Raw genomic sequence first — 18,385 nt, forward strand, 5'->3', positions numbered from 1 at the left:
GTCGGCATGACCCGCGCTATCATCAAGAAGGTGATGGAGGGCCGCGAGTACGAGATCCGGCGTTGCGCCGTCAAGCCAGCCGAGAACGTGCTGCTCTACGACGACATCGGCGGCCATCAGGGCATGGGCGCGGCCGAACTGATCGCGACGGGCGGGTCGAAGCTCGAGCTGGTCTCACCGGAGCGCTTCTTCGCCCGGAAATGGGCGGCATGAACCACGTTCCCTATATGCGCGCCTTCCAGGAAAAGGGGGTCACCATCACCATCAATACCAGGTTGCGGTCGGTGCGGCGCGTGGTGGTCGAGCATGGCACGCACCCTCGACGACCTCTACCTCACGCTGAACCCACTGTTACAGAATGGCGGCGCGGTCGACTACGAGCGGCTGGTCAGCGGCGGCGACAATTTCCCCCAGGCGCAATCCCGAGGGCGGGTTCGTGCTGTTCCGCATCGGCGACACCGTCGCCTCGCGCAACATCCGCGCCGCCATCTATGACGGCATCCGGTTCGGCTTGCGAATCTGACGGGCAGTACGGACGATTGGTGGCGCGCAGCCGGGCCTTCGCAGGGAGAGCCACCTGCCGCGTTGGCCCGGTGCGCGCCGCGCACGGTGCCGGCTTGGCGCCGGGCACTGTACGATGTTGTAGACAGTGCTTGCGCCATTGCTCAAAACATCCTGGCGGTGGCCATGCAGAGCACTGTGATGACAAGCAGCCCTCCGGCAATGCGCTCGCCTCTTGTCATCTTCGCACGCAACTGGCTTTCCGTTGCCTGGTCGGCGCCGGCAAGTTGCCTGCTGGCAGAGCCCACCAGCGCGCCCTGTACGCCGGCGGCGATCAGCGCCGTCACGATGCCCAGCGCCAGCACCTTTTCCATCGAGCCGAAAACGCCCTCATGGAAGAAATACCAAAGCAGTATGCCGGTGAGAAAAGCCAGGCCGGCCGCGCCCATTTGTGGCCGGAAGAACCGCTCCGCCCGAATGTCCGGATCACGGCCGACAGCGATGGTGGTGCCCGCCCAGAACACGCCTGCCATGACGTGAAGGCCGAGGACGACGATGTAGATATATTGCATGACCGCATTTCCTCTTTTTGCCCCGCCGTTGACAAAAAGTTAGATATCGAATGATTCGATGTCAATGAATGAGTCGAGTTTCGCCGATCCGTTTGATGCACTAGTGTCGAAACATGACGCCTTTTGACCGTCCGCCTGTCGGCATGAACCTGGCCCGCACCGCCAAGCTGGTGGCGCAGGCCTTTGACGCGGCGCTTGTCGAGGCCGGCGGCACGCTGCCGGTATGGGTCACTCTGCTGTCGGTCAAGTCGCGCGAACTTGCCAACCAGCGCGAGCTTGCCGGCATGATCGGCATCCAAGGCGCGACGCTGACCCACCATCTCAACGCCATGGAAGCGCAAGGGTTACTGACGCGCCGGCGCGATCCGGAGAACCGCCGGGTTCACCAGGTGGCGCTGACCACGGACGGCGAAGCACTGTTCGAGACATTGCGTACCGCAGCACTTGCCTTCGACAAGCGGTTGCGGGTGGGATTGCCGGACGACAAGTTGGCGGAGTTTGCAGAGGTGTTGGCGGCGCTCAGGGCAAATGTCGCTGACGCTGCCGGCTAGCGCGTGGCCGTCCCCGCTCAGCCGTCATATCCCGGGATCGAGCCAAAGGCGTAGTGGCGCAGCTTCAGCGCGGTTGCGATCACGGCCGGCCGCCATGTCGGTGCCGGCTTGTCAAGCTAGGCGCGGAGGCGTGCCTAAGCGAGGCTTCCCTGCAGCACCTTGAGCCTGGCCTTCTTCGGGCGCCGCGCCATCAGCCATTCGCGCGCCTTGTCCTGCGGCATCGGGAAGGCGATGGAATAGCCCTGAACCTGGTCGCAGCCGATCGCCATCAGCGAGTCGAGCTCGGCTTCGGTCTCCGCGCCCTCTGCGACGATCGAGATGCCGAGGCCACGCGCCAGCTCGGTGATGGCACGCACGATCTTGGAGTTGTCGCCGTTCTCGTTGATGTTCTGGACGAAGCGGCGGTCGATCTTCAGCCGGTCGATCTCGTTCGGATTGACGTGGCTGAGCGAGGCATAGCCGGTGCCGAAATCGTCGAGTTCGAGATGGACGCCGGAGGCGCGGATGTGCCTGAGCTTGGCCGCGATGCCCGTCTTCTCGTCGTCGAGGATCACGGATTCGACGATCTCGAGCGACAGTTTCTGCGGCGCCAGCGCCGCCTTCTCCAGGGTATCGAACAGGAACTTGTCGAAGTCCGGCTCGCGCAGCTCGGTGCCGGAGACGTTGACGGCAAGCCGCCCGAAAGCGATGCCGGCGCGGTCCCATTCCGCCGCTTCGTTGATTGCCTTGCTGATGACGATGCGGCCGATCTCGGGCATGAAGCCGCATTTCTCGGCCACCGGAATGAATTCGCCGGGCGAGATCATACCGCGATCGGCGTGTTTCCAGCGCACCAGCGCTTCGATGCCGCTGATCGTGCCGTTGGTCAGCGACACCTGTGGCTGGAAATAGACCTCGAACGCCTTGTCGGCGATTGCCGTGCGGATGTCGTGCTCGAGCTGCTTGCGGTAGTCGAGTTCGCGCCTGAGCTCCTCGGAGAAGAACGAGAAGTTGCCGCCGCCGAGCTTCTTGGCGGAGTAGAGCGCGAGATCCGCATGAACGAGCAGGTCCTCGGCATTGTCGGCGTCGACAGGGTAGACGGCAATGCCGCCGCTGGCCCCCGGCAGGATGGTCGTGCCCTGGAAGACGATCGGCTCGTTGATCTGCTCCAGGATGCGCCTGCCCAGCATATGGATGTCCTCGGTGCTGCCGGCGCCGTTGAGGATCATCACGAACTCGTCGCCGCCGAGGCGCGCGCACAGATCCGATGCCCGGCAGGAATCGCGCATGCGCTGTGCGGTCACCACCAGCACATAGTCGCCGGCGGCATGGCCGAGCGTGTCGTTGATCTGCTTGAACCGGTCGAGGTCGAGCTGGATCACGGCCAGCCGCTCGCGCCGGCGGTGCGCGCCCTTGATCAGCGTGTCGAAATGGTCGGTGAGGAAGGTGCGGTTGTGCAGGCCGGTCAGCCCGTCATGGACGGCGATGAAGGCCATGGAGTTGCGCGCGTCGACCAGCTCGCGCGTCTTGCGCAGGATGGCGTTCGACATCGGCCGGAAGATGAACAGCGCCACCAGCACGATGACGCCGATGGTGGCGAAGAACAGTGTACGGTGGAGATCGAGCAGTTGCCCCGAGCGCTCGTCGGCATAGGCGCTGATGCGCTGGCCAAGTGCCGCATAGCCCGACAGCGTGGCATTGGCGACGGAGGCATCGAGATTGACGCGCTCGGCGCCGCCCTTGTAGCCCTCGCTGCCGATTGCGAGCTTCGATTCGAAGGATGAGATCAGGCGTTCGCCATTGGCGATCAGCCCGACCGAGAAATAGTCGAGGTGGAAGGGCTTGGCGAACAGCACATTCTCGATCGATTTCGGATCGAGCCGTGCCGGCGACGTCGGATCGGCGCCCGTCTGGTCGAGCAGGAGGTCGTAATTCGTCTCGAACTCGGCGGTCGCCTGCTTGAACGCGGCAACCAGGGCCGGTTGCTTGTCGCGCGTAGCAGCGCCCGTCGCGCCGGCAAGGAAGACAATGCGCTGCGACAGGGCCTTCTGCGTGCTGACGATGTTGAGCAGCGCGTCATTGTGCTGCTGGGCCGCCATCATCTGCTGCAGCAGGATGAAGGAGGCCATCACCATGGTGGCGATGATCAGCAGCGCCAGCCAATAGCCGCTCTTGATCAGCAGTATCAGCTTGCGCGACACGCTATGCACTGGCTGCTGCGACATCTCTAGGTGACCCCTCCGGTCGACGGATTCCTGCCGTGAATTCCTGGCGAGAAGACCATTGGCTTGAAAGGGTTAACAGGTCCGGAAACGATGACGCTGACCGCAAGGGCAGGGATGGAAAGCTGCCGAGATGGTTATCATGTTCTTTCTCGGCATCCCTGTATTTGAGTTCATCGTCGCTTGATTGTCACGAAGGATCGCGGCCGCGCTTTCGCGGCGCCACCGAAGCCGTCGCTTTTGCGATGGATTTTTCCCCCGCGCGGGGCGACAGTCCGCCTCAAACCGAACAGGGCCTGACCATGAGCGCCGCATTCCTCTCCCATATCGACAGCGAGCTTGAAAACCTGAAGTCGGCCGGCCTCTACAAATCCGAGCGGGTGATTGCCTCGACGCAGTCTGCCGAGATCGAGGTGGGCGGCGACAAGGTGCTGAATTTCTGCGCCAACAACTATCTCGGGCTCGCCGACAGTCCAGAACTGCGCGAAGCGGCCAAGCAGGCGCTCGACCGCTATGGCTACGGCATGGCCTCGGTGCGCTTCATCTGCGGCACGCAGGAAGAGCACAAGGAGCTCGAAGCCACGATTTCCGCCTTCCTCGGCATGGATGATACCATCCTCTACGGTTCCTGCTTCGACGCCAATGGCGGCCTGTTCGAGACGCTGCTCGGCGAGGAGGATGCGATCATCTCCGATGCGCTGAACCACGCATCGATCATCGACGGGGTCAGGTTGTCGAAGGCAAAGCGCTTCCGCTACGCCAACAACGACATGGCCGAGCTCGACGCGCGATTGAAGGAGGCGAAGGATTGCCGCTTCCGGCTGATCGCGACCGACGGCGTGTTTTCCATGGACGGTATCATCGCCAACCTGAAGGGCGTTTGCGACCTCGCCGACAAGTACGACGCCATGGTCATGGTCGACGACAGCCATGCGGTCGGCTTCGTCGGCGCCAATGGCCGCGGCTCGGCCGAACATTGCGGCGTCGAGGGCAGGGTGGACATCATCACCGGCACGCTCGGCAAGGCGCTGGGCGGCGCGTCCGGCGGCTACACCTCGGGCAAGAGGCAGGTGGTCGACTGGCTGCGCCAGCGCTCGAGACCATACCTCTTCTCCAACACGCTGATGCCGGCGATCGCCGGCGCCTCGATCAAGGTGTTCGACATGATCCGCCACGGCGATGCGCTGCGCCGGCGGCTCTACGACAACGCCGCGCGCTTCCGGTCCGAGATGGGCAAGCTTGGCTTCACGCTCGCTGGCGCCGATCATCCCATCATCCCGGTGATGCTGGGCGATGCAGCGCTGGCGCAGGAGATGGCGGCGCGCATGCTGAAGCGCGGCATCTATGTCATCGGTTTTTCTTTCCCGGTGGTGCCGAAGGGCCAGGCGCGCATCCGCACGCAGATGTCGGCGGCGCATTCCACTGCCGACATCGACCGCGCGGTCGAAGCCTTCGGCGCGGTGGGCAAGGAGTTGGGCGTCATCTCCTGAGCCGCCAAAAGCGATTCCGCATCAAGGGATTCGAGGGACAAAAGAATGTCGAACATGATGAAGGCGCTGGTGAAGGCCAAGGCCGAGCCGGGCATCTGGATGGAAGAGGTGCCGGTGCCGGAGATCGGCCCCAACGACGTGCTGATCAAGGTCAGGAAGACCGCGATCTGCGGCACCGACGTCCACATCTACAATTGGGACCAGTGGGCGCAAAAGACAGTGCCGGTGCCGATGGTGACCGGCCATGAATTCGTCGGCACCGTTGCCGATTTTGGTGCGGCGGTCACCGAATACAAGGTCGGCCAGCGCGTGTCGGGCGAAGGCCACATCGTCTGCGGCCACTGCCGCAACTGCCGGGCAGGACGAGGGCATCTCTGCCGCAACACGCTCGGCGTCGGCGTCAACCGCCCCGGAGCCTTCGGCGAATATCTGGCGATCCCGCAGCACAATGTCGTGCCGATCCCGGACGACGTGCCGGACGAGATCGCCGCGATCTTCGATCCCTTGGGCAATGCCGTCCACACCGCATTGTCGTTCGACCTGGTCGGCGAGGACGTGCTGGTCACCGGCGCCGGGCCGATTGGCATCATGGGCGCGCTGGTGGCGCAATGCGTCGGTGCGCGCAAGGTTGTCATCACCGACATCAACCCGGTGCGGCTGGCGCTGGCGAAAAAACTCGGCGTCCAGCATGTCGTCGACGCCTCGAAGGAAAAGCTGCGTGACGTCATGCCGGCGCTCGGCATGACCGAGGGTTTTGACGTCGGCCTCGAAATGTCGGGCGCCGCACCCGCCTTCCGCGACATGATCGACACCATGAACAATGGCGGCAAGATCGCCATTTTGGGCATCGCGCCGACCGGCTTCGAGATCGACTGGAACAAGGTCATCTTCAAGATGCTGCATCTCAAAGGCATTTATGGGCGCGAGATGTTCGAGACCTGGTACAAGATGATCGCCCTGGTGCAGGGCCCGCTCGACGTCTCCGGCCTGATCACGCACCGCATCGGCATCGACGATTTCCAGACCGGCTTCGATGCGATGCGCAGCGGCAGTTCGGGCAAGGTGGTGATGGATTGGTGAGGGTCGAGCCTATTGGCTTCACGTGGGGACCCGAGATGGCGGAAAACGAGCACGGACGTTTGCCTGAACGTAGCAGTCCACTGGCTTTGGGGCTCGCTTCTGGAGACACTGACCTTCGATCGCTCTGAACGCGTCGGCGGCGTTCCAGGGCCCCGAACAGTTTGTGCCCCTGGTCGGTCAAATGGCCAGGAAGGCAGTCGAAATTGACCAGATTCATCGATCGATGTTCCCTTCCGTGCAGGCGACAGCGACGATCCTCGTGAATGAAACAGCCGGGGGCGTACGGCGTATCATTGCTTCGCAGGCAAAGATCGCATTGCAGCCCGCCGGATTTCGGCGAAAGGGCAATCTCGTGTCTGGATCGCTGATCGTGGCTTCTGGCTAAGTGTAGTCGAATTTCAGCCCAGTGCTTGGTCCAAAGGCCGAATGGGGAGCTTTCCATGCCGGGGTGGCGGCCGGCTTGGCTGGTGACTTTGAAACGGCAAGGCGGCTGTTTGAAAGCGTTCGAAGACACGCGGCTTTGCAGGCGCAGATGCTCCTGGCCTACATCGATGATCCGGTAGCATTTCGAAGCCACGTCAGAGGCATCATTGAAGCCGAACGCGCCCATTACGGCTTAGGAGCGTTGCCTGCCGCCGTAGCCATCTGATTTCTGCGACCGTCGACCCTATGGGAGGATTTTAACCCAAGGTGAGTTTTGCCTCCAGCGCTGCCACCCCGCTGACGATCGCCGCCTGTTCCTCCGCACCTAGCCTCGCCAGCAACTCCCTCTCAAACGCCTTCGCCAGCGGCACCATCTCGCGATAGGCGGCCAGCCCCGCTTTGGTCAGCGTCAGATGTTCGATACGGCGGTCGTTCTCATCAGGCGTGCGCGTCAGCCAGCGCCGCCGCTCGAGTTCGGCGACGGCGCGCGAAACCTTGGTCTTGTGCATCGCCGACTGTTCGCCAAGCGCCGTCGCGGTCATCGTGCCGCGCTGCCCGAGCCCGGCCAGCGTGCGCCATTCAGGTCGGGTCAGACCGTGACGGTGCTTGTAGATCTTCGAGAATTCGTGGCTGACGGCATCGGCAAGCCGGTAGAGCCGGTAGGGCAGGAAGCTTTCCAATTCGAGGATGTCCATGGTTGCTTAGTCCTCGCAACGCCATCGCGGCATTGATAGTTACATTTTCAATGGTTACAAATGAAACCAATTTGGTCAACCCGCGGACCGCCAGACGCCATCGCTGGGCGGAAATGGCAATCCGGGGATCATGCTTGAGGAGGAAGCGATGGCCTTTTCCTATATGCCGGGCTTCGGCAATGATTTTGAAACCGAAACCTTGCCGGGCTCGCTGCCGCAGGGGCGCAATTCCCCGCAGCGGCCGGCTTACGGCCTCTATGCGGAGCAGCTGTCGGGCTCGCCCTTCACGGCGCCGCGCGGCACCAACGAGCGCTCCTGGCTCTACCGCATCCGGCCAAGCGTCAGGCACACCGGGCGCTTCAAACCGGCAAGCTATCCGCTGTGGAAGACCGCGCCCAATGTCGGCGACCACGAACTGGCGCTTGGCCAGTATCGCTGGAATCCGGTGCCAATGCCGAAGGAGCCGACCGATTTCATTCAAGGCATACGCAGCATGACCACGGCCGGCGACGTGCTGGGACAGACCGGCATCGCGGCGCATGTATATGTCGCCAACACATCGATGGTCGATGACCATTTCTTCAACGCCGACGGCGAGTTGCTGGTCGTGCCGCAGGTGGGGGCGCTGCGCTTCGTCACGGAAATGGGCGTCATCGAGCTCCGGCCGGGCGAGATCGCCGTTCTGCCGCGCGGTCTGGTGTTCAAGGTCGAACTGGTCGACACGGAAGTGCGCGGCTATGTCTGCGAGAACTACGGCGCCAAGCTGACTATGCCCGACCGCGGCCCGATCGGCGCCAATTGCCTGGCCAATCCGCGCGATTTCAAGACGCCTTGCGCCTGGTTCGAGGAGAAGGAGACGCCGTGCCGGCTGATCGTCAAATGGTGCGGAAATTTCCACATCACCGAAATCGGCCATTCGCCGCTGGATGTGGTGGCGTGGCACGGCAATTACGCGCCTTACAAATATGATCTGGCAACGTTTTCGCCGGTCGGCGCGATCCTGTTCGATCACCCCGACCCGTCGATCTTCACGGTGCTGACGGCGCCGAGCGGTGAGGAGGGCACCGCCAACATCGACTTCGTCATCTTCCCGCCGCGCTGGGTGGTGGCGGAAGACACGTTCCGTCCGCCCTGGTACCACCGCAACATCATGAGCGAGTTCATGGGCCTGATCCACGGCCAGTACGACGCCAAGGAGGAAGGCTTTGTCCCCGGCGGCATCAGCCTGCACAATCTGATGCTGGCCCACGGGCCCGACGCCCCTGGCTTCGAAAAGGCCTCGCGTACCGAGCTGAAACCGGTCAAGCTCGACGATACCATGGCCTTCATGTTCGAGACCCGATTCCCGCAGATGCTGACCCGCTATGGCGCCGAACTGGAAACCCGGCAGGACAATTACATCGACTGCTGGGCCGACCTGAAGAAGCGTTTCAACGGCACGCCCGAGGGCGACTGGTCTTGAGCGTCGACCGGGTGCGCGATCGGCTGGTGCTTCTCGGCTCCAAGGGCGGCCCGGCGCTGCGGCCGGGCGGGCCTTGGCCGAGTTCGTCATTGTTGGAACTCGGCGGTCGAACCATCGTGGTCGACTGCGCGCTCGGCGTGACGCGCGGACTGGTCGATGCCGGCATTAGCCTGAGGGCGCTCGACCTGATCTTCATCACGCATCTCCATTCCGACCATGTTCTGGAACTCGGGCCGCTCATCCACACCGCCTGGACAGCCGGTCTGGCGAGCCCGGTCAGCGTCTTCGGACCACCCGGCACCGGCCATTACTGGCGGCGCTTCTGCCAGGCGATGGAGTTCGACATCGAGATCCGCATCGCTGACGAAGGCCGGCCGGATATCCGCGAGTTGGTTTCGGTCGAGGAGTTCGGCGAAGGCCTGGTCTTGGAGAAAGGCGGTTTGAGTGTGACGGCGTTGCGCGTCGACCATCCGCCGGTGACCGACTGTTTTGCGTTGCGCTTCGAGCATGGCGGCGGAAGCGTCGTCTTCTCTGCCGACACGGCGTTCTTTCCGCCGCTGGCCGGTTTCGCCCGGGGCGCCGACATTCTTGTCCACGAGGCGATGCTGGAGCAAGGCATTGAGCGACTGGTCGCAAAAACCGGAAACGGCGCGCGGCTGAGGAAACATTTGCTCGCCAGTCATTCGTTTGCCGCCGAAGCAGGGCGCATCGCCACCGACGCCGGTGTCAAAAGACTGGTGCTCAACCACCTCATTCCGGCCGACGATCCCGGGATCGGCGAAGCCGATTGGATCGCCGCCGTCAGGAAAACTTGGACTGGCGCCTTGACGATTGCCCGCGACGGCCTTGTTGTGGGCTTAAGCTGCGCCGAAGCCGCAGTAGGAGAGGAAACCGCATGAAGCTTGCCACATTGAAGGACGGGACGCGCGACGGGAAACTTGTCGTCGTCTCGCGTGACCTGACGCGCTCTACCGATGCCTCGTTCCTGGTGCGGACGCTGCAGGCCGCGCTCGACGACTGGAGCAGGATTTCGCCGCATCTCGCCGCCATGGCGGAATCGCTCGAGAACAATGCGGTGCCGTCGGCGCGCTTCCACGAACATGACGCCCATTCGCCGCTGCCGCGCGCCTATCAATGGGCCGACGGTTCGGCCTATGTGAACCATGTTGAGCTGGTGCGGAAGGCGCGTGGCGCCGAGATGCCGGCAAGTTTTTGGACCAACCCGCTGATCTATCAGGGTGGCTCCGACAGCTTCGTTCCGCCGCGCGATCCGATCCGCATGGCGGATGAGGAATTCGGCATCGACATGGAGGCGGAGGTCGCCGTCATCGTCGATGATGTGCCGATGGGCGCAGGCCTCGAAGAGGCAAAAGCCGCTATCCGGCTGGTGATGCTGGTCAACGACGTGACGCTGCGTGTCCTCACAGGGCCGGAGCTTGCCAAGGGTTTTGGTTTCTTCCAGTCGAAACCGTCCTCGGCCTTTTCGCCGGTCGCGGTGACGCCTGACGAATTGGGCGATGCCTGGGATGGCGGCAAGGTCAGCCTGCCGCTGCTCGTCGATCTCAACGGCAAGCCGTTCGGCCGGGCGAGCGCCGGCATCGACATGACCTTCGATTTTCCGGCGCTGATCGTCCATGCCGCCAGGACAAGGCCGCTGGCCGCCGGCACCATCATCGGTTCCGGCACCGTGTCCAACAAACTCGGGGGTGGTCCGGGCAAGCCCGTTTCGGCAGGTGGCGCCGGCTATTCCTGCATCGCCGAACTGCGCATGATCGAAACCATCGAGACCGGCGAACCCAAAACGCCATTCCTGCGCTACGGCGACACGGTGCGCATCGAGATGAAGAACAAGGCGGGAAGTTCGATCTTCGGCGCCATCGAGCAGAAGGTCGAGAAATACGAGGGGTGACGGGGCACGGCGAATGAATGGGTCCCCGAAAGAAACAGCCAAAACCTACGTGGCTACCGCCGCTTTCCTGATCGTTTTTTGTGTGGTGCTGATTCCATTAGGTTTATCTTTCGCACATGCAGGGGAGCAGACCAGACAGCTCGCTTTTGCTGCCTTCACCGGCCTTTCGGTTGTCTGTTTTGTCGTTCTTGCGCGTAACTTTCACGGAGAAGGAAGCTGGCGCATGCATTCTTTGTCGTCGCCAGCTTTGTCGCCATGGCCATCATAAGTTGGCTTTGCATTTGGCCAGATTTTGCGGCGGTGAGAACCTCCATTCCTGGTTCGCCGGATTCGGAGGTAAATTCCACGCAACTGCCCCCTAGCCGTATACCTGGTAAGGTCATGCTCTACTTGCTCCTGGCTTGCGCGGCTTTTTGGTATTTGTTGCTTTTTCTGCCGGTCATCATCGCAGGGGTTGCAGAGCGTTATTTGCTACGAAGCGAAACGCTGAAATAGCTTGTATCTGAGACTGGCCATTCGAACTTTGGCGCCATCGAGCAGAAGGTTGAAAAATACCAAAGGTGAGGGAATGACGGGCGAGGCATTCTATCTTCTGTGCGGTTTCTGGGCGCTTGTGATGCTGGCGATCTTCATCCAGGCGATCCGGCTGAGTTATCGCATCGAGGCGCGCTCGCCTGACCTTGCCAACCGCAGCGGCTTTCCACGCAACGCGATGATGTTCCACACCGTCACCAACACGAACGTGGCACGGGACCAGGAAACGCAGGCCATGCGGCGCCGCATGAACCGGCTGCTGCTGACCGTTCTCGCCGGTTTCGTGCTGATGTGGGCGCTCTTGGTCTGGTCAGGCGGATGAATTCGTGACCCTGCTCGATCACCTCCGCCGCATGGCCGGCAACAATCTCTGGTCGAACGACCGGCTATACCGTGCCGTGCTGCAGCTCAAGCCTGGCGAGTTCGAAGCCGAACGCACCAGCTTCTTCCCGTCGATCAAGGCGACGCTCAACCACATCCTCGCGGTCGATCATCTCTATCTCGATTTCCTGGAGGAGGGCGGCGTCGGGGCTGCTGCCCACGACGACTACGTGCCGTTTGACGAACCACAGGTGTTGTTCGCCGCCCAGACCGTATTCGACCGGCGTCTCATCGCCTTCTGTGGCAGGCTGTCGGAGAGCGATCTCGACCGCCACGTCATCACCGACCGGCGCGAGGACGGCATGATCCCGGAGCGCATCGGCGATATCCTCGCCCATGTCTTCCTTCACGACATCCACCATCGCGGCCAGGTGCATGCCATGCTGTCCGGCACCTCGATCGCGCCGCCGCAGCTCGACGAGTTCCTGCTCGATTATGATCTGAAGCTCAGGAAAGCGGAGGTCGAGCGGCTGGGGCTGGATGATCAGACCAACGCTACGTCATAGGCTGAAAAATGCCGATCCGCGGTGACCAACGTGAGGCCTTCAATTTGAGCCTGTGCAATGAGCAGGCGGCCGAAGGGATCGCGGTGGTGAAGCGGCAGATGCTCAAGTCTCGCCGCGTGTAGTTCGTTTACGCCGAGGATCGGAATCCCGTTCGATCGCAGAATGCCCACGATGTCGCCTGTGAGCGTGACTTTGCCGAGCGATTTCTTGATGGCGATCTCCGCTACCGAGATGGCGCTGACGATCACATCCTTGCCTGCGAGAAAGATGTCGCGATGGTGATCTGAAAGACGTGAATCGGCGTTGAGTACCCAAAGCAGAATATGCGTATCGACCAGATATTTGCGGCTCATTTAATATACTCGTCCCATTCGGGACCGAGTTCATCAAAATCATCCGATATCCGAATTTGACCTTTCAGGGCCCCAAACAGGCCTTTGCTGCCGCCGGGCCGCGCGGGAGCGCTCAAGGTTGCGACAATTTCCCCATGCCGGGTCAGATGGATCTCTTCGCCGGCCTGGGCACGCTTCACCAACGCGGAGAGCTGGGCCTTCACTTTCGCCATCGGAATATTCATCGTCATACCTCTTATGACCAGAATTTAGGTCATAATTGGCCGAGCCGCAAATGAGTTCGATGGTTACGCCGCCTTGCCATCCACCTTGATCACGCCGCGCTTGATCTGGTCCTGCTCGATCGATTCGAACAAAGCGCGGAAATTGCCTTCGCCAAAACCTTCGTCGCCCTTCCTCTGGATGAACTCAAAGAAGATCGGGCCGATCACGGTTTTCGAAAAGATCTGCAGTAGGATCTTGGTCATGCCTCCGTCGACCACGCCTTCGCCGTCGATCAGGATGCCGTGCTTCTTCATCCGCTCGATCGGCTCGTCATGGCCGTTCACCCTGTCATAGGACATGTCGTAATAGGTTTCCGGCGGGCCAGGCATGAATTTCAGCCCGTTGGCCGCCAACTTGTCGGTGGCGCCGTAGATCTCGTCGGTGCCGACCGCAATGTGCTGGATGCCTTCGCCATTGTACTTCTTCAGATACTCGGCGATCTGGCTGGTCTCGTCCTTGGACTCGTTGAGCGGGATGCGGATCTTGCCACAGGGCGAGGTAATCGCCCGGCTGACCAGCCCGGTGATCTTGCCGTCAATATCGAAGAAATGGATCTGCTTGAAACCGAACAGCTCGCGGTAGAAATCCCACCATTTGTCCATCTGGCCGCGATAGACATTGTGGGTAAGGTGGTCGAGATAATAGAAGCCGACGCCTTGCGGCCGCGGGTCGCGGGCGCCCAACCATTCGAACTCGGCGTCATAGGCCGAGCCCTTCTCGCCATAGCTGTCGATGAAATAGAGCAGCGAGCCGCCGATGCCGACGATGGCCGGCACGTCCAGCGCCTTGTCATTGCCTTCGTAGGGCGTGGCGCCCTTGGCCACGGCATGGTCGAAAGCGTGCTTGGCATCGACCACCCGCCACGCCATCGAGGCCGCGCAGGGGCCGTGCTTGTCGACGAATTTCATCGCATGCGAACCGGGCTCGGCGTTGACGATGTAGTTGATGTCGCCCTGGCGCCAGACTGTGATGTTTTTCGAGCTGTGTTTTGCAACCGCGACATAGCCCATGCGGGTGAAAAGCTCGGCGAGCTTTTCCGGCTCCGGATGCGCGAATTCAACGAACTCGAAGCCGTCGGTGCCGGCGGGATTGGTCTTGCTGATCTTGGCCGGCGGTGCGTCGTGCGGGAAGGGGCCCATGGCAGTTCTCCGAAATTTGATCTGGAAATTTGATCTGGCCGCTCTTGGCCATCCTTGCCCATTATAGCGCCAACCAACCGCACAGAGCTTGCATTCAAACGCTTGAAATGCTGATCTGATGCGTAAAACGTGCACAAGGAGGAGAACGTCCGTGGATAATGTGCGCATTGATCAATTTGACCGCAAGATACTGGCGCTGTTGCAAGCCGACGCGCGGCTCACCAACGCTGATTTGTCGGACCGGGTGAACCTGTCGCCGTCGCAATGCTCGCGTCGCCGCCAGCGGCTGGAGGAGGACGGGTTCATCAGGGGCTACCGCGCTGTGCTCGATCGCGACAGGCTCGGCTTTTCGCTGGTCAACGTCATCTCGGTGACCTTGGCCACCCACAACCGCGACAATGCCAGGCGCTTCGGCGAACTGCTGGCGCGGCTGCCGGAAGTGCAGGAGGCGCACGCGCTGACCGGCGAGATGGACTACATCTTGAAAGTCGTGACGCCGGACCTGAAATCGCTGTCGGAATTCGTCAACGACGTGCTGCTGCCGCACGAATCCGTGCAGCATGTGAAGACGGCGATCGTGCTCGAAACGCTGAAGGAAACCGGCGCGCTGCCGATTTAAGCCTTCTGCTGCTGCACCAGCCCATAAAGATTGGTGCAGCGCGCGCCGGAGCGGCAATAGGCGAGCACAGGCCCTTCGAGTTCGTCGAGCGCTTCGGCCTGATCCTCGACATTCTCCATGGTGATCTGGCCGCTGATGACCGGGATGAAGCGGAAGGTGAGCCCCGCCGCTTCGGCCGCCGCCTTGACGCTGTCGGCCGAAGGTTGGCCGGGCTGCTCATTGTCGGGCCGGTTGCAGATCACGCTCTTGAAGCCGGCTTCCTTGATGGCGACGACATCGTCGGGCTGGATCTGCCCCGCGACCGAATAGTCTTCGCTGATCTGGCGGTATTCCATGGTGTCCTCGCAATCCGATTTGGCGGCAGTCTTGCCACTCCCCGGTTGGACCGACAATCTGCGCAGGGAAATCTCCCTGCGCAGATAGACATTTCCGCCGAGGAATCCAACTGGCCTTGCTCAGCTGCCGAGGATCGCGCCTTTGATCTGGGCGATGTTGTTGTGCATCATGTCGATATAGGTCGAGGCCGGACCGTCGGGCTGCGACAGCGCGTCGGAGTAGAGCGTGCCGCCCACCTTGATGCCGGTCTCGCTGGCGATCTGCTCGATCAGGCGCGGGTTGGTGATGTTCTCGACGAAGATCGCCGCCGCCTTGTCCTGCTTGACCTGGTTGACCAGCTTGGCGACGTCGGCTGCCGAAGGCTCGGAATCAGTCGACACGCCCTGCGGCGCCAGGAAAGTCAGGCCGTATTCGTGCTCGAAATAGCCGAAGGCATCATGCGAGGTGATGACGACGCGTTTTTCCTCGGGGATCGACTGGATCGCCGTCTTCACTTCGCCTTCGACCGCTTCGAGCTTCTTGGTGTAGGCGGCGGCATTGGTCTGGTAGCTGACGCAGCCCGCCGAATCGGCCGCGCAGAAGGCATCGGCGATGTTCTTCACATAGATCTTTGCGTTGGCGATCGACTGGAAGGCATGCGGGTCGGTAACCGTCTTGCCCCCACCGGTGCCCGCGCCTTCGGCAGCGTCGGCGTCGGCGAACTCAGGCTTGAAATCAATCGGCGTCACGCCTTTGGTCAAGGTGACGATCGAGGCCTTGGTGGCGCTGGCTTCAACCAGGCGCTGCAAAAACCCTTCGAAATGCAGGCCGTTGACCAGCACCACGTTGGCGCCGGCCATCGCCACCGCATCGGCAGGGCTCGGCTCATAGACATGGGCATCGCCATCCGGGCCGACGATGGTGGTGATGTTGACCCGGTCGCCGCCGACATTCTTGGCGAAATCGGCAATCACGGTGAAGCTGGCTACCACCTTCAGCGGCGCCGCGAAGGCCGAGGACGCGCCGAAGGCGCTTAATGTTATAACGCTCATCGTCAGGGCGGCGCGGATCGATTTCAGCATTGGGAAGGTCTCCTTTGGGGGGGCGGGTAGGAATCAGGCAGTTCGGTGGCGGTGATGCACGATGCGGGCGCGCAGCACGCCGCGGGTACCGAACAGGATCGAGGCGAAATAGACGACGCCGGCCGACAGGATGATGGCGGGGCCAGACGGCAGCGACGCATGATAGGAAAGCAGCAGCCCGGCGATGCACGAGGCAAAGCCGATCAGCACTGCCAGCACGCACATCGGCTCGACGCGCGCCGTCCAGAAGCGAGCCGCCGCCGCTGGCAACATCATCAGCCCGACCGACAGCAGCGTGCCCAGCGCCTGGAAGCCGCCGACGAGGTTGAGCACGACGAGGCCGAGGAAGATAAAATGCACCGGGCTGCCCAGACGGCTGACCGAGCGCAGGAACAAGGGATCGAGGCATTCCGCGACCAGCGCCCGCCAGAAGATGGCGAGGCTGACCAGCGTCACCGCGACAATGCCGCCGATCAGCGCCAGCGCCTCGTTGTTGAGCGCCAGCACGGTACCGAACAACACATGCATGAGGTCGACGCTTGAGCCGCGGATCGACACCATCAGCACGCCGATCGCCAGCGAAATCAGATAGAAGGCCGCCATCGAGGCATCCTCGCGCTGGATCGTGAAGCGCGAGACGGCACCGGCGCCGAGCGCTACGATGATGCCGGCGATCAGGCCGCCAATGGTCATCGGCAGGATTTCCAGCCCATAGAACAGGAAACCGGCGGCGGCACCCGGCAGGATGGCGTGCGCCATGGCGTCGCCGGACAGGCTCATGCGCCGCAGCATCAGGAAGACGCCGACCGGGCAGGCACCGAGCGACAGCATCAGCGAGCCGATCAGAGCCCGCTGCATGAAGCCGAAATCGGCAAAAGGGGCGATGAACAGGGAGTAGAGCAAGTCCATCAGGCGGCCCTCGGCCCGGAGCCATGATGGTGACCGTGATCGTGCCCATGAGCATGGTCATGTCCTTGCCCATGGTCATGTCCTTCCGGCTCACACCACGGCGCATTCTCTTCCCAGGCTTCATGGAAGCGGCGCGCGCGCAACAGGTTCTCCGGCCGCAGCGTTTCCTTGGTCTCGCCCCAGGCGACGGGCTGGCGGGCGAGCAGCAGCGTTTCGGGGAAATTCTGCCGCACCAGATCGAGGTCGTGCACGACGACCATGATGGTGCGTTCCTCGCCATGCCAGCGCTTGATCAGCGCGATCAGGTCGCCGACCGTCTTGGCATCGACTGCGTTGAACGGCTCGTCGAGCAGGATGAGATCGGCGTCCTGCAGCAGCACCCGGGCAAACAGTGTCCGCTGCAATTGTCCGCCCGACAGCGTGTCGATCGGGCGCTTCTCGAAGCCGCCAAGGCCGACGGCCATCAGCGCTTGGCTGACGGACTCGCGATCTTCTTTTGTGTAGCGGCCAAGCATGCCGCGCTTGGGCCAGAGGCCCAGCGAAACCAGATCGACGACCCGCGCCGGAAAGGAGCGGTCGAGCTCCGACTGCTGCGGCAGATAGGCGGCGTGCACGCCGGGCGCGCGGATCACGCTGCCGGCCATCGGCTTGAGAACCCCGACAATGCCCTTCATCAGCGTCGACTTGCCCGAACCGTTGGCGCCGACGACCGCCGTCAGCGATCCCCGGCGGATCGTGCCGTCGAGATGATGGATCGCCGGGTGGCTGCCATAGCCGAGCGTCAGGTCGCGGAAGGTCAGGCAGGCATTTGTCATCAAACGGTCCGTGGCACGGAAATCCGCGCTGCTGCAGGCGGCCAAGTCGATATGTGATGTTATTACATTAGTCAACAAGCCAATCCGGCGGAATTGCGGCGCCCAGGTCAACTCGTCGTGTTCGGTTGGCTTTGCGCCCATCGCTTGGCTCAAGAGGATTCGCCCCGGCGGCCTTGCCCGAAGCAAGCCGCAACTCTAAAGAGGCGCGACCCACAAAAGGAAGGAAACCTCCCATGAGCATTCGTCGCATCGATGTAGGCCCGCGCATGACCCAGATCGTCATCCACGGCAACACCGTGTATCTGGCCGGCCAGGTCGGCGAGCCCGGCGGCAATGTTGCCTCGCAGACCCGCGACATTCTGGCGACCGTCGACGAATTGCTTGCCAAGGCCGGCACCGATAAGACCAAGATCCTGCAGGCGATCATCTGGCTGGACGACATGGGCACCTTCGCCGAGATGAATGCGGAATGGGACAAGTGGGTGCCGCAGGGCCACACGCCGGCCCGTGCCACCGGCGAGGCGAAGCTCGCCGGCCCGGAATATCTGGTCGAGATGATCATTACCGCTGCGATTTGAGAACGC

General features: G+C 62.2%; 21 protein-coding genes and 1 pseudogene. 12 read left to right on the forward strand and 10 right to left on the reverse strand.

Going from position 1 to position 18,385, the window contains the following annotated elements; all coding sequences use genetic code 11:
• Positions 1-63 precede the first annotated feature (63 nt).
• A pseudogene (locus D3227_RS18675) lies at positions 64-523 on the forward strand (N-methylproline demethylase); the annotation flags it as partial.
• Positions 524-665: 142 nt separating this feature from the next.
• Here the strand turns inward: D3227_RS18675 and D3227_RS18680 are convergent.
• Positions 666-1,073 (reverse strand): hypothetical protein, encoded by a 408-nt coding sequence (locus tag D3227_RS18680; RefSeq protein WP_120015762.1) that lies wholly within the window; start codon positions 1,071-1,073, stop codon positions 666-668.
• Between the two features lie 113 nt (positions 1,074-1,186).
• Between D3227_RS18680 and D3227_RS18685 the strand changes: the two genes are divergently transcribed.
• Complete coding sequence (locus D3227_RS18685) at positions 1,187-1,624, forward strand: MarR family winged helix-turn-helix transcriptional regulator (protein ID WP_120015764.1); 438 nt, start codon at positions 1,187-1,189, stop codon at positions 1,622-1,624.
• Between the two features lie 134 nt (positions 1,625-1,758).
• Here D3227_RS18685 and D3227_RS18690 read toward each other — a convergent pair whose 3' ends face one another.
• The gene (locus tag D3227_RS18690; protein ID WP_120015766.1) at positions 1,759-3,828 is read right to left on the reverse strand and encodes a putative bifunctional diguanylate cyclase/phosphodiesterase; all 2,070 of its coding nucleotides are present in this window, start codon (positions 3,826-3,828) and stop codon (positions 1,759-1,761) included.
• 299 nt (positions 3,829-4,127) lie between these two features.
• Between D3227_RS18690 and D3227_RS18695 the strand changes: the two genes are divergently transcribed.
• From D3227_RS18695 to D3227_RS18710, 3 genes are all read left to right on the forward strand, one after another.
• The gene (locus tag D3227_RS18695; RefSeq protein WP_120015917.1) at positions 4,128-5,315 is read left to right on the forward strand and encodes a glycine C-acetyltransferase; all 1,188 of its coding nucleotides are present in this window, start codon (positions 4,128-4,130) and stop codon (positions 5,313-5,315) included.
• Between the two features lie 45 nt (positions 5,316-5,360).
• On the forward strand, positions 5,361-6,395 hold the full coding sequence (gene tdh, locus D3227_RS18700; RefSeq protein ID WP_096456834.1) for an L-threonine 3-dehydrogenase: 1,035 nt from the start codon (positions 5,361-5,363) through the stop codon (positions 6,393-6,395).
• A gap of 460 nt (positions 6,396-6,855) precedes the next feature.
• Complete coding sequence (locus D3227_RS18710) at positions 6,856-7,044, forward strand: hypothetical protein (RefSeq protein WP_147377629.1); 189 nt, start codon at positions 6,856-6,858, stop codon at positions 7,042-7,044.
• 31 nt (positions 7,045-7,075) lie between these two features.
• Here the strand turns inward: D3227_RS18710 and D3227_RS18715 are convergent, their stop codons facing one another.
• Positions 7,076-7,513, reverse strand: coding sequence for a MarR family winged helix-turn-helix transcriptional regulator (locus D3227_RS18715; RefSeq protein ID WP_120015771.1), 438 nt, complete (start codon positions 7,511-7,513; stop codon positions 7,076-7,078).
• Between the two features lie 148 nt (positions 7,514-7,661).
• Between D3227_RS18715 and hmgA the strand changes: the two genes are divergently transcribed.
• From hmgA to D3227_RS18740, 5 genes are all read left to right on the forward strand, one after another.
• On the forward strand, positions 7,662-8,975 hold the full coding sequence (hmgA, locus tag D3227_RS18720) for a homogentisate 1,2-dioxygenase (RefSeq protein WP_120015918.1): 1,314 nt from the start codon (positions 7,662-7,664) through the stop codon (positions 8,973-8,975).
• Entirely contained in the window at positions 8,972-9,874 is a 903-nt protein-coding gene (locus D3227_RS18725) for an MBL fold metallo-hydrolase (RefSeq protein ID WP_120015773.1), read from the forward strand. The genes hmgA and D3227_RS18725 overlap by 4 nt, the downstream gene beginning before the upstream one ends.
• Entirely contained in the window at positions 9,871-10,884 is a 1,014-nt protein-coding gene (locus D3227_RS18730; RefSeq protein WP_120015775.1) for a fumarylacetoacetate hydrolase family protein, read from the forward strand. The genes D3227_RS18725 and D3227_RS18730 overlap by 4 nt, the downstream gene beginning before the upstream one ends.
• Positions 10,885-11,428: 544 nt before the next feature.
• Positions 11,429-11,740 (forward strand): hypothetical protein, encoded by a 312-nt coding sequence (locus tag D3227_RS18735; protein WP_245451792.1) that lies wholly within the window; start codon positions 11,429-11,431, stop codon positions 11,738-11,740.
• A gap of 4 nt (positions 11,741-11,744) precedes the next feature.
• A complete protein-coding gene (locus tag D3227_RS18740) occupies positions 11,745-12,305 on the forward strand; it encodes a DinB family protein (RefSeq protein ID WP_120015779.1) in 561 nt (186 codons plus the stop codon).
• Here D3227_RS18740 and D3227_RS18745 read toward each other — a convergent pair.
• The 3 genes from D3227_RS18745 to hppD form a co-directional block, all read right to left on the reverse strand.
• Positions 12,284-12,658: a type II toxin-antitoxin system VapC family toxin gene (locus D3227_RS18745; protein WP_120015781.1), complete on the reverse strand. Its 375-nt coding sequence runs from the start codon at positions 12,656-12,658 to the stop codon at positions 12,284-12,286. The two genes, D3227_RS18740 and D3227_RS18745, sit on opposite strands and share 22 nt — an antisense overlap.
• Positions 12,655-12,882 (reverse strand): type II toxin-antitoxin system Phd/YefM family antitoxin, encoded by a 228-nt coding sequence (locus D3227_RS18750; RefSeq protein ID WP_120015919.1) that lies wholly within the window; start codon positions 12,880-12,882, stop codon positions 12,655-12,657. The genes D3227_RS18745 and D3227_RS18750 overlap by 4 nt, the downstream gene beginning before the upstream one ends.
• A 63-nt stretch (positions 12,883-12,945) precedes the next feature.
• Positions 12,946-14,061: a 4-hydroxyphenylpyruvate dioxygenase gene (hppD, locus tag D3227_RS18755; protein WP_120015783.1), complete on the reverse strand. Its 1,116-nt coding sequence runs from the start codon at positions 14,059-14,061 to the stop codon at positions 12,946-12,948.
• A gap of 151 nt (positions 14,062-14,212) precedes the next feature.
• Between hppD and D3227_RS18760 the strand changes: the two genes are divergently transcribed.
• A complete protein-coding gene (locus tag D3227_RS18760) occupies positions 14,213-14,680 on the forward strand; it encodes an Lrp/AsnC family transcriptional regulator (protein ID WP_120015785.1) in 468 nt (155 codons plus the stop codon).
• Here the strand turns inward: D3227_RS18760 and D3227_RS18765 are convergent.
• The 4 genes from D3227_RS18765 to aztA form a co-directional block, all read right to left on the reverse strand.
• On the reverse strand, positions 14,677-15,015 hold the full coding sequence (locus tag D3227_RS18765) for a protein tyrosine phosphatase family protein (RefSeq protein WP_120015787.1): 339 nt from the start codon (positions 15,013-15,015) through the stop codon (positions 14,677-14,679). The two genes, D3227_RS18760 and D3227_RS18765, sit on opposite strands and share 4 nt — an antisense overlap.
• Before the next feature lie 120 nt (positions 15,016-15,135).
• Positions 15,136-16,077 carry a zinc ABC transporter substrate-binding protein AztC gene (gene aztC, locus D3227_RS18770; protein WP_120015788.1) on the reverse strand — a complete coding sequence of 314 codons (942 nt, stop codon included), beginning with the start codon at positions 16,075-16,077 and terminating at the stop codon, positions 15,136-15,138.
• A gap of 33 nt (positions 16,078-16,110) precedes the next feature.
• Positions 16,111-16,986 (reverse strand): zinc ABC transporter permease AztB, encoded by an 876-nt coding sequence (gene aztB / locus D3227_RS18775; RefSeq protein ID WP_120015790.1) that lies wholly within the window; start codon positions 16,984-16,986, stop codon positions 16,111-16,113.
• A complete protein-coding gene (gene aztA, locus D3227_RS18780) occupies positions 16,986-17,801 on the reverse strand; it encodes a zinc ABC transporter ATP-binding protein AztA (RefSeq protein WP_120015920.1) in 816 nt (271 codons plus the stop codon). The genes aztB and aztA overlap by 1 nt, the downstream gene beginning before the upstream one ends.
• 233 nt (positions 17,802-18,034) lie before the next feature.
• On the opposite strand from aztA, the gene D3227_RS18785 reads away from it, so the two are divergent.
• Complete coding sequence (locus D3227_RS18785; protein WP_120015792.1) at positions 18,035-18,379, forward strand: RidA family protein; 345 nt, start codon at positions 18,035-18,037, stop codon at positions 18,377-18,379.
• Positions 18,380-18,385 lie beyond the last annotated feature (6 nt).

This window comes from Mesorhizobium waimense (genome assembly GCF_003601975.1).
In the GTDB taxonomy this organism is placed as follows: Bacteria; Pseudomonadota; Alphaproteobacteria; order Rhizobiales; family Rhizobiaceae; genus Mesorhizobium; species Mesorhizobium waimense.

Bases quoted from the DNA above. Each gene is read 5' to 3' on its own strand.
- aztA (WP_120015920.1), bottom strand. From the start codon at position 17,801: ATGACAAATGCCTGCCTGACCTTCCGCGACCTGACGCTCGGCTATGGC.
- D3227_RS18680 (WP_120015762.1), bottom strand. From the start codon at position 1,073: ATGCAATATATCTACATCGTCGTCCTCGGCCTTCACGTCATGGCAGGC.
- D3227_RS18765 (WP_120015787.1), bottom strand. From the start codon at position 15,015: ATGGAATACCGCCAGATCAGCGAAGACTATTCGGTCGCGGGGCAGATC.
- D3227_RS18730 (WP_120015775.1), top strand. From the start codon at position 9,871: ATGAAGCTTGCCACATTGAAGGACGGGACGCGCGACGGGAAACTTGTC.
- aztB (WP_120015790.1), bottom strand. From the start codon at position 16,986: ATGGACTTGCTCTACTCCCTGTTCATCGCCCCTTTTGCCGATTTCGGC.
- D3227_RS18715 (WP_120015771.1), bottom strand. From the start codon at position 7,513: ATGGACATCCTCGAATTGGAAAGCTTCCTGCCCTACCGGCTCTACCGG.
- D3227_RS18750 (WP_120015919.1), bottom strand. From the start codon at position 12,882: ATGAATATTCCGATGGCGAAAGTGAAGGCCCAGCTCTCCGCGTTGGTG.
- D3227_RS18695 (WP_120015917.1), top strand. From the start codon at position 4,128: ATGAGCGCCGCATTCCTCTCCCATATCGACAGCGAGCTTGAAAACCTG.
- D3227_RS18690 (WP_120015766.1), bottom strand. From the start codon at position 3,828: ATGTCGCAGCAGCCAGTGCATAGCGTGTCGCGCAAGCTGATACTGCTG.
- aztC (WP_120015788.1), bottom strand. From the start codon at position 16,077: ATGCTGAAATCGATCCGCGCCGCCCTGACGATGAGCGTTATAACATTA.
- hppD (WP_120015783.1), bottom strand. From the start codon at position 14,061: ATGGGCCCCTTCCCGCACGACGCACCGCCGGCCAAGATCAGCAAGACC.
- hmgA (WP_120015918.1), top strand. From the start codon at position 7,662: ATGGCCTTTTCCTATATGCCGGGCTTCGGCAATGATTTTGAAACCGAA.
- D3227_RS18745 (WP_120015781.1), bottom strand. From the start codon at position 12,658: ATGAGCCGCAAATATCTGGTCGATACGCATATTCTGCTTTGGGTACTC.
- D3227_RS18785 (WP_120015792.1), top strand. From the start codon at position 18,035: ATGAGCATTCGTCGCATCGATGTAGGCCCGCGCATGACCCAGATCGTC.
- D3227_RS18685 (WP_120015764.1), top strand. From the start codon at position 1,187: ATGACGCCTTTTGACCGTCCGCCTGTCGGCATGAACCTGGCCCGCACC.
- tdh (WP_096456834.1), top strand. From the start codon at position 5,361: ATGTCGAACATGATGAAGGCGCTGGTGAAGGCCAAGGCCGAGCCGGGC.